Raw genomic sequence first — 15,563 nt, forward strand, 5'->3', positions numbered from 1 at the left:
ACAGAAAAATGAGGCAGTGAGAGACGCCGCGAGCAGGCGGGGTGGAGCAAGACAAGCCATTTTTGTTCGAGCCAGGGCACCGATGAAGGAGTATTTACTGTGAAAATTTTTGATGCGGGTAATTTCTTCAAGTTCGACCAAGAATTGGATATGTATAGAGGAAGGACGGTTATTTCTAAGTATATGGCTGATTACGCCAGAGAGATTTATGATAAGTCTGATAAAGGCTATTTTAAATCCGATCCTCAACCCCCCATCTACATAAATGCGAGATATTATAATATTAGCCCAAATTGTGTGGGAATAACGCAGTGGTTCTTGAGAGAGTATGCTGCTGGAAATTCAAATGGGGGTGGAGGACTAGAAAGCGGGATCAGTTTTCTTCAGTTTCTTAAACAGGCCGCTGAGTCTCGCGATGAATTTTATATGAACCTGGATTACCCAGGTGGATCGGTCGAAAACAACGAGGACTCAGCTGATTTTGGAGATAAATCACATGTGAATATGGATTCACAAGGATCGATCGATAGGAGTAAAGAATATCATGTTGATTTAATCCGCACACATTTTGAAAGGCAGTATCTCAGAGAAAATTCTCGCGAATTCCTGAAGCCTATAGTGGATGTTTCTGCCGGTCAGCGCGCTGAATTTCACCCCACAAAACTTACTTCCGACGGTAGCCGGATGACGAGAGTTGATGATTTTAACAGTAGAGATCAAGAGCATGGTCTTCAGCGTATTACACCATTCCGAAATAAATACATGGTAAATAATGTAGATTATTATGGTATCGAAGAATTTTTCGATAGAATAAAGAAGATAGACGATACTGTTTATTTCAAATTAATTGGATCTGGTCATGCTTATTCTGTAATAGTTGATTCTTATTATAACGATAATGGTAGTAAGAGTTTACGGTATATAGTTTTCGATCCAGATGAAGGCGTTAAAATAAATAATAATATAGTAGAATTTAATAAATTTTTTAGACATAGAATTGAATCGGATAAAAATGACCCCAATAGGCGTGTGCTTTCGTACAACACTAATTATATTCCTTTAGATAGAGATATCGGTTCTAATAGGCTTCCAGACTCTGAAAGGCATCCATATGCGGTCGGATTAATTGAATATAAGCCTGGAAATGTAAATAGTCTTTCTTTGTTTCAGAATTACAGAAAACAGCTGAATAATTATGTTCTAAAAAAGCTCGTCGATCATGATCTGAATATTCGTTTTACTGCAGATTTCGCAGGAAAAATAGTTGATTTTGATGATCATCGTATAAAGCTGGTCATTCGGGATCTGGGTAGCCGGACCAGAAAATTCCTGAATGTAGTGGTTCCGCGTTCAGACTTTTTGCGTCTGCCAGATAATAATGACCTGAGTGAAATTTCCAAGATTCTCAGAAGTACCAATTCTCGGGCTCTTTTTGACGGTCGGGAGAGCGGGGCAACCGTCGCGTTTTCTGCGAATGAAGGCAGTTGGTCCCTGGTTGATAATGAAAAGTCTTCCGATAAGGCCGCTGGCGCTGACAAGGCGTCCCAGTCGGTGGAGGTCAGTTTCGAAAAAGGCATCCCTGTCTACAGAGATCCTGATGACCCGACACGCCGGATACGTTTGACGCGATCTGTTGTCACAAAGCTCGTTCAGTCACCCGGAGGTGAGGCCGTCCTGAAAGCCATGCACGACGGGTTTACAGGCACGGTTCGCCTGGATGGCGTTTCTCTTGAGGCTGATCTCCCGGCCTTGCAAGAGAAATTGTCCAAGGTGAAGAACGCCCGTGTGCCTTTCGCTGATCCAGTTGCCCGAGACAAGGTTTTTGGGTCCCTTGACCCTGTGCAGCTTTTGAAGGGAATTCGAGACAAGCAGGTGTCTTTTGGTCGCCTGACTGAAGCCCAGAAACATATACTTGCAGAATATTTTCCCGATAGCTCGGGTGAAACGTATGATGAAGCAGAGGTTCTGCGCCGCGCTCACGCCGAGGAAGAGACAAAGCGTTTTGAACGGAGTGTCAAGCAAGCTGAACAGGAAAAACCGAGTGGGCTGATCAGTGCGTTAGAGAGATTGAAAGTTGGACCCAGAGCTTTACGGGTTTCCAAAGCGGGGGCTGACAATGAGGGTCCAAGTACGGCACCTCGTAGCATTTTCGATATTGATCCGCATTCACCGGATTCAAAAGAAATTCTAAGATTTAATCAAAATAAGATCCTCAAGGGCGGTGATCTCCAAAAGACGCAGCAACAAATTGTCGACTATTTTTATAAAGGTCACGTGCGAAAACATGCTCGAGAAATTGATGGTTTATGCTTCGGGTTGTCCCATCAGTTCCTCAGGGAATACCGAACTGGCGGAGAGCGTGGTGCGAGAAACTTCCTGGCATGGCTACAGGAAATCCAAAGAGCATATGCCCGTCATGAAAATCCTGGAGGCCTGCTGAAGCGCGACAGCGCGAAACCCGACATTATTTTAAACATCGTCAATGATGCAAGAGCTGCTTATGCCAGACAGACGCTTTACCAGGCTTTATTTCCTATCCTAAAGGATCAGATTTTCCAGATTAGTTCAGATTTCAAATCGCCGATCGATCCTGAACTGACAGGTAAACGCGCAACTGAAGTTCTGGAAGTTCTTCATAATAGACAAGGCCTTCAGTCTAAACGCTCTTTTGATCTCGGGAAGAAATTCAGAACGAATGACGATTACGAGGCATACGGTGTCGAAGAGTTGATGAACAAGCTCGATAGTCTCACGGAATCACAATATGTCACCGTGAAGACCCCAATACATATGATGGCTATCGTCGTTGATGTCACGCAAGATCATTCCTCTGGTGAATATAAGAGAACGTTCACTTTTTTTGACCCAAATCATGGAGTGAGAAAATTTAATAATATCGATATCTTCAGAAAAACTATTGTTGGCTTTTATGGAATGAGCCATGTTCGAGAAGAACTGGGTGTTGTTTCTGCAAATAAATTGAATGTACTGCAGCTTATTTTTAAAGGAGGTTTGAAGAGGAAGACTATTAGAAATACTAAAGATCAGAGCTTTGGCTTGGGTGTGAAGTTCTATTCAGAAAAAAGTATAGAAAAAGAATCTGTTTATGAGAATTTGATTCGAAAATCGAAAGATTATATTCTCAATAAAATAAAAAATGATAAATCAAAAATTCAAATTGATAAGGATTTTCATGCGGTCTTAAAGTATTTTGATGATAATTCTGTTGATATGCATGTGCGGCATAAGGATGGAACCTACATAAGGGTTCTTGGTGCGCGCAACTCAGCTCATGAGATTGAGTCATCTCTGACGCGAATAACTAATCATATATCTCAGTTATATCTTCGAAAGATGCTGATCGAAAGAGGTGGTGCACGATTTGCAAAATTCGCCCTTCTTACAGCTGGGCGCATGCTTCATGCTGTTCGTATTGAACCTGGAATAAGCTATTTGGGTTCGCTGCGATACAAAGATTCTGTTCTGATTTCGGATCAAGAAGGTCGTTTGAGTCCGTTTGTCAGAAATTTTGATGCAATAGTAAATGATAACAACAATCGTCAGCTTATACAGCGGCTGTTTGAAGTGGATTCAGGATTTCGTCGTGTTTTTGCAAATGAGATTGTGAACAAGATAGAGAGGAATATCCTTGGCAAAGGAATAAATGATTTAGATCGCGGCGATGTTCAAAAATTAATAAATGAAATTCGCATCAAGTTTGGAAATATATCATCAGATTTATCTGATGTAAAATTTAATGAACTTGAGAAAAATAATATAAAATCAGAACATTTGTTAGGTATAATTGAAAGCATTATTGATGATGAAACCAAGAAGAAATTCAAGCTACTTCAAGAGGTTCACCAAGAGTATTTAACGCGTTCGAGGGCTGCTTTTGAGGACGGTGACCGTCAATTTAGAACATTCCGGCTTCGGGACGGTTTTTTGCTTGTCGAGGACGGCAAGAACTGGCGGGTCGTTCCAGCTTCTATTCGCAACGAACTCCTGGAACGGGAAGGTTCCCGCCTAGGCGATCTCATTCGTAATGGTTATTCAGGCGAGTTCAAGGTCGTCAAACCGTTAAGTACATATAGTATATCGCAGCTTCGAAATCTGTCTGGCTTGCCGCTGGAATCAAGTATTGACTTTGATCGCATCGCGGCATCGCCTTATAAAGGCGATGATTTTAAACAGATTTTGATGGCGAATATTGATGTATCAGCATTGAATGCACGCCAGATTCTGATCCTTGAGGCTCAATTCCTGAAACTGTCACAAGGTGATAGCGACTATCACAATATTGATGCTGCAAAGTTGAAGGCTGCTTTGACCAATGCAGCTGAGCGTGATCAGGCGATTGAAGCCTATAACAAAAAAGTAACCGATGAAATTAAGCAGAGAAAATCATCTGCTGAAGTTTTGTATAAGGGAAGGGGGCGTGCGGAGGCGGGTGGCGTTTCATCGCTTGACCCAGTAGAGATTTTGAAGGGGATCAGAGACAAACGAGCGTCTTTTGATGATCTGTCTTACAATCAGAAACGTGTCCTGGCGAAACATTTTCCTGACAGTTCGGGTAAGACTTATGATGAAGCGGAAGTTTTACGCCGTGCTCATACCGAAGGCGAGATAGAGCGTTTCGAGCAGGATATAAAGCAAGCTAAGAAACCTTCCGATAAGGCCGCTGGCCCTGATAAAGCGCCACAATCGGTGGAAATCAGTTTCGAAAAAGGCATTCCTGTCTACAAGGATCCGGATGACCCGGCACGCCGGATACGTTTGACGCGGACTGTTGTCAGAAAGCTCGTTCAATCCCCGGGAGGTGATGCTGTCCTGAAAGCTATGCATGATGGATTTACGGGGAATATTCGCCTGGATGGTGTCTCGCTCGAGACTGATATCCCTGCCTTGCGAGAGAAGTTGTCCAAGGTGAAGAACGCTCGCAATCCTTTCTCAGACCCGATTGCCCGGGACAAGGTTTTTGAATCCCTTGATCCTGTGGAGGTGTTGAAGGGAATTCGAGACAAGCGCGTGTCTTTTAACGGTCTGACGGAAGCTCAGAAACATATACTTGCAGAGCATTTCCCTGATAGGTCAGGTGAAACTTTTGATAAAGCAGAAGTTTTGCGTCGCGTTGAAACCGAGGGAGAAATAGAGCGTTTCGAAGAGGACGTTAAAAAACTCAAGAAGGCAAAGCCAGTTGGGGAAATTGATACGCCAGAGAAGACTCAAGCCGAATCTGAAACTCCCAATACCAAAAAAGCAGGGGCAAATGTTGGAGATCGCGATACCAAGCCATCACCCGATCCTCAATCAAAAGGCCAGGCCAAAGTAGGGGGCCAGGAAACCCCTGATAAGAGACAGGACGTTCAGCCAATAAGATGGGGTGAACGCCAGATGCCAAACCGCAGCCGAAGTAGCAACCCGTTCTTTCCTGCCCCGACGGAATATGAAGTTCGTTATAACCAGAATGATTTCATGCGAAGGAGCGGGCTATTTACGCCAGTTATCAGGAGAAAGTTCTTTTCAGGGATCGATGACCCTGGATCCGGAGTTTCTCCTCTCCGTTGCGGCTCATGTGCGGCCTTGTCGAATTTGTATAACTTGAGTCTTCGGCTCGGCGGCCTCAAAGGGGCAACGGAGTTTCTCGAGGGGCTTGAGGCGGCATTGCGCGCGATGGAGGAGCCAGACTCCAACATAGATGCTACGCAACCAAATAGCATCGCCGAGTGGGAAAAGTTGTATCTAATGAAGGCGCGTCGAGCCAATACGCAAGACTTTCTTGTGGATGTGTTGGCTCTTCAGGTTTTCCAGCGTTTTGACTCGATACCTTTCGAGACGTCTCAATCGGGCAGAGAGCCTACAGATAGCGCCGCCTTTCTGAAGAAGTTCATGAGAGACCATGGTCTCGAATTGGTGTCTAGGGACGTATCGGGCGCGTCCGGGTCTGACTCGCGAGTGAGGGATACGGGCTCCTTTTTTGAGCCAATGACGTTTCGGGAAATCCTCAATCAGTTGGCTTCAAGTAACAAGAATCTGCATTTTAATATAGAAAACAACTTCCACTCGATGTCGATCAATCTCTTGGTTGATGAATCAGGGGGCAGGAAATTTGGTTTCTTCGACCCGAACCATGGGTCGAGATGGTTTGACGACATAGAAAACTTCCGCCGATTCTTTACTGATTACATAAGGAGCCCTGAGTTTATAGCCCTCAGTGGCGAGTCTACGGTAAAAAGCGTTACAGAGTATATTCGCCGAGGCCTCCATGGCAGTTTAGGCGGCTATAGCAACTTCGGTGCGGGGATGCAGCCGACCGATCTGGCGCTAATGGTGCATAAATACGAAGCTACGGTGACGCAAAAACAAAGTATCTTTGGAGAGAAATTCTATAAGGAGAAGAATTACTTCCTTTCGCAGATGTTGACTGGAGAAAAGCGCATCGTAATCAAAGATACGGTGGGCCGCAGAATGACAGCAAAGGTCATAGGGTTTGATGACGTCAATGTCACGCTGCGGGTTTTCCTGGGTACGGATTCCGCAAGTAATAACGGGAGATATATAGATATCACCACCAGCCGGGGAGACTTGTACAGCCCGTCATCGGCTCTGACCGATTTCGATCTTCAGATTTATACCCGTGAAGATCAGGTACGGAAGCTGGTTGCGGAATCTCCGGGCGGACGTTTCACCCTGTTACCGGCGGGTGCAAACAAGAGTTCTGAATTCGTGTTGGGTCGGCCGATTACTTCGGCGCAGGAGACCATGCTGATTCCGATTGAGGAGATCGCACGTCAGTCCCGTTCGAGAACCGATAGTCTAATCAAGGCATTTTTTCAGACGTCTCCAGACGATGGCGATCGGTACGAATATTTCAAGAAGATTTTCGAGACCGATTCTGGTTTTCGCCGGAGACTACTCGCCTCGGCGACTATGGAAACGGAACTCCGTTCTGCTTTGGTGACCAGTGGCTCCCTTCGTCCAGGCGAGGACTGGTCTGCAGTCTTTAAGCGCATAGTCGATTATTATACTGAAATTCCGGCTGATACGGATAGGCTAAGGGAGAGGCCGAGACATCTTGATGTAATAGCAAACAATTTGCCGGGCCTGCAGAGAGTTAATCGTGATCTCGTGCGCAGACTTGAGATGGTCTCGAGGGTTCGTAATGATGTTGCGACGCAAATCAGTCGCGCGGGTGGTGTCGATGTGCCGCCAGCCCTAAGGCGCAACGAAATCCTGATCGATCGAGGCCACATGGTCTTGTCCGTCAAAACGACGCGGGACGGGCAGTCGACCTGGGTGAAAGTCCGTCTGCCCGTTAACCTGCATCATGAGATTTTTGCGCTTGAGGGACGTCGCCTGGTCAAAGCCCTGAGAGATTCCCTCGACGCCGGCGGCCAGTCGGCAACGCGTTTCATCTTGCGCGAGGGCCTGATCACCCAGAATGTGCGGAATGAGCTTGAGGCCCTCGCGGAGCGCCGCGGTGCCAAAGGTGACGCCGCATTCGATCAGGCATTGTCGAAGCGCTTCAGCGCGATGAAGAAGTCGGGCTACAAGGATTTTGATCCGACCGAGCTAATAAACAGGGTTGCGGATGGTCGCCTTCCGGTACCGGATCTGAGTCCGGGCCAACTCCTGATTTTGAATAAACTTTTCCCGCCGAAGGGTGAGGTAGGTTCGAACGCATCGCCCGATGGCTGGTTTAGCATGCACACTCTGCGGGCCAGGGCAGGTATGGAGACGAATCGCCTCAGGACAGAGTGGGAAAAATGGTCGCGCTACGTGTCGGGTCAAGTCACCAGGAAGGACGTAGGGGCACCGCCGGACCCGGCACCGCAATTGCCGGGGACACCTGATCAAGGCCGCAAGAACCTGCGTGACCGGGTGTTGCGAAAATATCTGAAGTCGAGGAAGACGACGAGATTCACGATCGAACTCAAGAATGGCAAGCCCTTCTTGGACGGTATCGCTTTGACGGACGATTTCATGGAGTTTTTGGCGGAGCGGGTTCGGCCGGGAGTGTACGACGCGCTGGCAGATACGATGAAGGCCAAAATCAGCGTATCCTTCCCCATCGACTCCAAGCAACTTCCTTCAGTCAAAGTGCTTAAGCGTCTGGCCACGGAAGAATTCGGCGGCCAGCAGAAGGGCTCTCCGAAACCCGGTACGAGCGGCGGCGATGGACCGCGTCTCCTGGGCTCGAACCGGAGGGTTTATTTAAAGGAGGTTGTCAAGGAACTGAAGGCCGGGACTCGGAACTGGGACACGCTGTCCTCCTATCAAAAAATCCTGCTGAGCCATGAGTACGGCAGTATCGAACAGGCTCACAGCGCCCTGATGAAAACAGGCGAGGCATTGCCTGACAGTAAAATACCCTCTGCACAAGAGAGAATCCAGCGTCTGGCTGCATGGCAGGATGTGGGACAGGAAGCAACACTCGGGTTTGGCCGTATTATCGATCGTATAAAGGGCCTGTCATCGCGTCCGAAGGTGACTTACGCTCCTCAGTCCATTTTCATTGGTGCCGTTGATGACAGATCATCCCGGAATTTGAAAGGTGAATGCAATCATCTTGGGCTCGCTTATCTGAGCACTCTATCTCATGGCTCGGACGGGGACGGGCGAACCCGGTTCCTGGAAGGTCTGTTTGTTCATTCCGATATTCTGTCCCGGATTGGGGATGGCAACAGAAATGTTTCTTCTCGGGAATTTGAAGAGGCGGAGAAATTCAGAAAGAGATTGGCCGCTCTTGGTCAATATGACTATGAGAATAGCTCGGCCGGGGTTTTGACATCCGAAGGCGACCTGTCGCTGAAGCAAATTGTCGATAAATTGGCCCAGGCCAATGGGGATGCGTATTACCAGGTTAATACAGGCAATCATGCCATGGTACTCGGTAAGCGCACCATCAACGGGCAGGATCATTATTACTTCTATGATCCCAATTTTGCTGAAGTTGAATTTACAGATAAGAATAGCAAGAAAGCCGCTGATGCGCTGAAAAAGGCTATTGACGGTCACCTGAAGCAAACGAGCGCCAAACAATCCTGGAATGGTACTCTTGGAGAGTTTTATGATGCACGTCGCAGTGCGTCAGGTGGATACAAGTTCAATGCCTATTCTTTCGACCCTGCGAAAGCGAAATCCTTACAAGCGTTCAAAGATCTGAACAAGTTTGTCTTGAAGGATGAATTTGCCAGTGAGGTCGATCGCCTTGAGGCGCTTGATAAGCGAAACGGGAAGCTGATTATCGATGGTGTCGAGATTTCCCGTGTTGACCTGTATAAACTTGGCGCCAGTGTTGACGGCAAGCTGATCACTGCGGACACGGATTTCAGCAAGGCCAGCGTCATCAGGGAGTTGAAATTCTCCTCGGAAGGCATTGAAGCGCTCTCCGGTCGTTCCATCAGTGATGAAACCGCTGACCAGATCCAGCTTATCCGCGAACGCCTGGAAGGATATAGCGATCCGAAACAGCTTCTTGCTGACAGGTACGTATCGAAATCCGCAGATTTAGCTGAAAAAATTCTGACAACCATCAGAAACAATGTTGATGTCATTAAGGCCGGTAAAAGGAAGGCAATCAAGGGTTCCTTATGGACAAAGTTAAATGCAGCGAATGTTAGTGGAGAGCCGTCAAAGCGGCTCGAGATTGCAAACTCGGTCAGTGAGAAAATGGGCCGAACACTGCAAGGTTATGGTTATCTACAGACCTTTCGAGCGATCGCCAATTATGACCGTCGGAATTTGACGGAACAACAGATCAAAGAGTTGGACAAAGACATCGGACTGGCCGGTGGTGGTGTGGCTCTGGATCTTAGTGACTATGCCTTCACCAAACTTGGTGAAAAGCTCCACACTGTCGGGCAGAAATCACAAAATCGAGGCTTCTATTCGGTCAGTGGTGCAGGAACCACGGTTGGTGAAATCAGTGAGCACATTACGAAGCAAAAAACACGGTTAAGTCGCGGAGTTGGTCGTGCAGCTTCACGCCTTGGTAGGTTTGCTGCCCGGTATGCAGGCCCGGTAATCGGGGTTCTGTCAGCGGGAATTGATATCTACGAGGCCTATCGTTCATTCTCTAAAGTGGCGTCTACCACTGGTAAGAAGCGCCAGGACGCGATTTTTGGTGGTACTCTCGCAGTGGCCGGGGCTACGGTTGCTATCGGAACCGGTGTCGCAACGGGGGCTGCTGTTGCCATGGCGGCGGCGAAGTCGGTTCTCTTTAAAATTGGCGTGGTTGGGATGGTTGCCGCCGCGGCTCTCGCCATTGGTGGCGCGATCTATTCTGCTGTTCGACAAGTGGAGCAGTATGACAAATACCTAAATCTTTCGAGCGGACAAAAAGTGTCTCTTGGATTCAGACTGTTCTTCGGATTTGGTTTAACGGAGGCAGAGAAGAACAAGATTACCCAGATTCGTACTCGTAAGAAGGGGCGAGAATTATACGATAAGGCACTTGCGGAAAGCTCCGACAAGATACTGAAAGAAACTGTGGGGCAAGGCGTTACCCGACATGTTTACAGCAGGGGAAAAATCGACCTCTCCAGGGCATATGGTCTGTATACGATCATGGCCGATAACCCGAATGCAGATAATACCGACTGGGATAGTGCTGACTCCAGTTTGCTGGTACTTAAACGCAATGTTCGGGGGCGTGATCTGGCAGGGCTTATGGCCCAATACAGGAGGCAAGGCCATCGGGGCGTTTTCTCCACAAAAAGAACAGGGACCGCATATGATCCTCTTCTCGTGGACATCGATGACAAGGTTGATCTGAATAAGCAAAAAGTACCGTTTTCAAATGGTGTCGTAAAAGACAAGCAGAGCTTGGCTCACGGTATTAGGAGCGCTATTCAGCAAGTTGTAAATACGTCTCTTTTCAGCAGTGTTGTTGTTCGAGATAAGGGGACTTTTTCTCAGGATTCAACCGCATTAATTAACTTGGGTGGCGGTAACGACACTGTTGTTGGTTATAAAAGTAGAAAGAATACTTTCATTTCCAGCTCTGGGAAGAAAAATTTCCTCGGAGGAGATAAAGACGACACATTCATCTTTATAGATAACCCGACAAAATTCAGCAGGTATGCTGGTGGTGGCGGTGTGAACACTATGGTTGTTGAGGGGAACGTTCATTTCACGGAAATTAACATTCTCTATAATTCCAGGTATTTCCCTGCATATACCAATGCCAAGCTTAGTAACGGTGATCTTATCTATCTTGGTGGTATTGATAATGTGTTTGGCAATGCGAAATTTGCTGAGCGTATTATCGGCTCCGATGCCACGAACATATTGGATGGTCGAGGTGGCGCCGATGATATAGATGGCAGAGGCGGTAATGATATTATTATTGTCCGGGCCGACAATACGGTACGTGGCGGTTCCGGCAGTGATATCTTCCGGGTTCAGAAGGAGGGGCAAAAAGATACGACGATCACCATTCATGAGACAGCTTCGACGAAGGATCACAATACAATCTTGTTTGAATATGAAATTGCAGATCTGAAGGATGTCAAACTGAACGGAAATAATGTCGAGATTTACTTAAGGAATGGTGCGCATACGACAAAAATCATTCTGATGGATATATACACGGATTCTGGCTCTGGCGGAAAGCGCAGAACAGATCGCCTGTTCTCCCTGGTTACCAAGGATGGGTTTACGCTTGTCCCGCGTTGGCAGCAGGAGCTGTCCAGAAATGCAAATGGTCTACTGGAGCCGTTCAATAACAAGTTTTTTGCGCGCTATATTCCAGAGGCTGACAGAGTGAAAGACGGAACTGTTACCGCTGTCGAATTGTATGAATCAGCCTTTGTAGATTTCAGTAGTACAGGTGTTGTGAATGTCGACACTGATAAGCAAAGGCGCATGATCAAGTTACCGAAGCTGGCAACTTTGATGCTTGAGGGCAGTTCTCAAAACGACACGATTGTCGGAACCAAATCAGCCAACTTAATTCGAGGGTTTGGAGGAAATGATCGTTTCGTAGGCGGGGAAGGAAGCGATACCTATGCCGTCTATATCAATGAAGCAGAGGTCAATAACAAAAAGCTGGCTGTTTCTAAATTCACCAGAACAGATACCGGTGTCAAAACTATTGATAACTCTGCCAAAGGCCGATCCGTGCCAGACAAGAAAGGCGGAAGCAAAACTGAATATGACCAGGATTATCTTGTCTATTCGGTAGATCGCTCAAAGATCGGATATAGAACAGAGGGTAATGATCTCGTTATCTTCTATAAGCCAAATGAAGATCGGGCCGCCAAGGTCGTATTGAAGAATTTCCTGCTTGGCGAGCAATATCGTCATATCTCCCTGATTGATGCTTCCGGAGCTTCGTTCAAAATCGGGGTAGACAAGGATGGCTCAGCATATCTGTCCAAAGCCGGCCTCCTGCTTGGCTCCAGCAAAGCTGATAAGATAAAAACCTCCTTTGCTTCGACAAGAGTCCTGGCAGGTGACGGGCATGATCGCATCGAAGGGCAGTCCAGATTGGGTGTCGAGGGTCACTCCCTGTACGGTGGACGTGGTGACGACAAAATGGCCACGACAGACGGTGACGACACGCATATCGGCGGTGAAGGTAAAGACATTATGGTCGATACGCGCGGGGATGGTATTTTTGTCGGCGGGAAAGGAGCTGATGAAATACGCTTCGCGGCGAACGCAGAGGGACTAAAACTGGTTGATGTCTCAAGTAAAGACAAGGAGATCGATATTATATGGCTGCCATTTGCTTTGGAGAAAGCGAACTTTGTTCGCCAGGGCGATAATCTGCTTATCCAGGGTCAGGCAGTTGAAGGGAGGAAAGGTAAACTCCTGAATGTTGCAATCAAGGATTATTTCCGTTCGGAGAAGTACCGTAGAGTCGAACTGCGATCATATGACGTGAAATCACTGGACAAGAATGCATCTTACCCGGATCGGTATTGGGGGAAACTCAAGTCAGTGGATCGTATCACGTCAACAGAGCTTTATAAAACTTCAAAAGTCGCAAGTGTTTATGGGAAAGTTCAGGAGGATACTTATTATGCGGTGAATGGTACCAGCGACAATGATGTCATGGCCATTCCAGATAGTGCTCCGAAAACCAAGGATGGAGTAGTCGTCTTCAATGGTCTTGGCGGAAACGATCGGGTCCGCGGAAGTAAGCACAATGATCGTATTAATCCTGGTGCCGGTGCCGACACAGTTGATGGCGGTGCAGGCGATGATGAGTTCATCCTGACAGGCGCAAATGTTTACAGTGACAACAACAAAGATGGATTGTTGCGCAGTCATGTAGACGATCTGTCAGGCGGAACTGGCACCGATACTGTGTCGATATCCAGCTCAGGATTGTCCTATCGTCCAGGTGCGCGGTTTGCTCCGACAACAACGTATTATTCTGCACCTGCCGTCGGCAAGGGCGAGATCATTGAGACGCACCTCACAGGGCATTCCTATCGCATTGATCTGAAGGCAGGAACGATCGACTATTCCTATAACCGTTTCTACAAGAGGTATCGGGCAGGTGTATTCTACAATTATGCAGACACTCAAGTGCTTCGGATCGCAAAACTGAAGGGTATTGAGAATGTAATAGGTTCTGATCTGAACGACTATATTGTCGGAAATGCAGCGAAGAACCATGTCAGGGCCGGTGCCGGTGATGACTATATCGAACTTGGCGCCGGTGACGATCGAGCAGATGGAGGGGCGGGTAATGATACTTATGCGTTCTTCCGTGGCGATGGGAGCGACCAGATTACCGACAATTCGGGTGATCATGACAAAATCATCTACAAGGATGGTAAGTCGGGTTCCTTTAAAGCCAGCGATTTCTGGTTTAGGCGAGCTGGCGACGATCTCGAGATACTGTTGAAATCGAGCAAAAGCGCTATTGGTTCCACGCCGTCAGATCGTCAGTTGGTTCGAGGTTATTTTGCGTCGGACAAAAATAAAATTGAGACAATAGAGGCCGGTGGCAAGAGGCTCGCCTCTGCCAATATTGATCAATTGGTCTCGGCTATGGCAGGGCATTCCAGCTTTGATTATTCCGCCACAGCTACAGGGTCTCAAAGAACGGTTCAGCAAGAAGTCAATCGACTTTGGTCAAGCGTGACTTCTTCATGAGCTTATCAATCACAATCCAAAACCGGGAGATTCTGCTGAATACGATTTTTTTCTAATAAAATTAGAGAGAGATATTTATGTCGATCAAACTTTTTTTGAACCCTAATGCAGGGATTAGCGCTTCTAACCCCATATTTTCGATGAGAAAAGCGCGATTTTTCACAAAGTGCTTAGTGCTTCAGCCAGGGCTTGTGGCGCTGAACACCCTGTCAAATGCTGTTCATTCGAGTTGTCTGAGGGCAAGCAGGCGCTCGGGCGCTCGACATTCGAGATTAGCCGAATTGCGCCATTTCTGAACCTGGTGATCTGGCAGCGCCCCTGCATGTGAGTTCGCGTAAATAATACGCCGTTTGCTATATTATTTAGTATAATTAAGGTTTGTCATGTATATTGAAAATTATCATGCCGTTAATATTACGGATAAGTCTCTTTTTTACTCTAAGGCCGCATTCTCGATTCTGGCGGGCACTATGTTTGTGCTTTTGACGAGTGCGGCCAACAGCGCAGATATCATTGAACACCAAGCGACAGCTGATGCCCCGGCAGTTAGCGAAATCGGTCCGGTATATGAGGGAAGTGTGTGGGGAGGCTATCTTTCGCGCAGCGGTAGCGGTCTGAATGAGTCTGGTCCCCCACGAACAGAGATCGAGGATTTTCCGCTCATGGGCGCGGGTGTGTTGCTGTCATTACCTGTTCATGAGAACTGGCTGGTTCAATTTGAGCTCGCCGGTGAAAATGCGTTCAATAACAGCGATATCAGGGGTGTACCCGCTAATGATACCTACAACGGCGGTTTTACTGGCGGCGGCCATGTAGCCTATATCCATGGCAACTTTCTGTTTGGCGTCTTTGGTGGAGCCGGACGGACTTACTTCACCGCCGCGAGTGCAAATCAGGATGCCACCCAATGGCTGGCAGGCGGTGAAGCCAGATATATGGTGGACAAATTTTCGTTTGCTGCCCAGATTGGATACCTTGATACCAACTCCCAAAATCAGGAAACACTGGCGGACACAGCCTTTGTAAAACTCTCCGCAAAAGGCTTTTTTAATGACGGACGCTCCTCGATCGGCGGTGGTATCGGCTATGCGGATGGAACACAGGACGCTGATAATCGTCCTGGGGCAAAGGATCCGACAACTCTGGTGATGTGGGACGTGACGCTGGAGCATCAGCTGGACATGCTCTCAATTGGGGACACCGCGGGTTCGGTGTTCGTTTCTTATCAGGGTGTCCATGTCGATGAGAATGGTAGCACCGGAGCTTCAGATAGAGTGACAGATCAGGGCATATATGCCGGTCTTAGGTTTCGCTTCGGCGCCAACCAGAGCCTCCATCAGCGTGAAAGGCAAACTGCGCCCAGCCTTCCCAATGTTCATCGTTGGCTTGGAGCTGTGCCAGCGGTTGACTGAAGCGTAGCGCTATAAGCGTGATCAGTCTGCTAGCCC

2 protein-coding genes are annotated in these 15,563 nt (G+C 47.5%); both read left to right on the forward strand.

Going from position 1 to position 15,563, the window contains the following annotated elements:
* The first annotated feature begins 99 nt into the window (after positions 1-99).
* On the forward strand, positions 100-14,115 hold the full coding sequence (locus RA157_RS14175) for an Mcf1 protease effector domain-containing protein (protein ID WP_350333783.1): 14,016 nt from the start codon (positions 100-102) through the stop codon (positions 14,113-14,115).
* Positions 14,116-14,498: 383 nt separating this feature from the next.
* On the forward strand, positions 14,499-15,527 hold the full coding sequence (locus tag RA157_RS14180) for a hypothetical protein (RefSeq protein ID WP_350333784.1): 1,029 nt from the start codon (positions 14,499-14,501) through the stop codon (positions 15,525-15,527).
* The last annotated feature ends 36 nt before the right edge of the window (positions 15,528-15,563 follow it).

Origin of the sequence: Coralliovum pocilloporae (assembly GCF_030845175.1) — a bacterium.
Classification (GTDB): domain Bacteria; phylum Pseudomonadota; class Alphaproteobacteria; order Rhizobiales; family Cohaesibacteraceae; genus Coralliovum; species Coralliovum pocilloporae.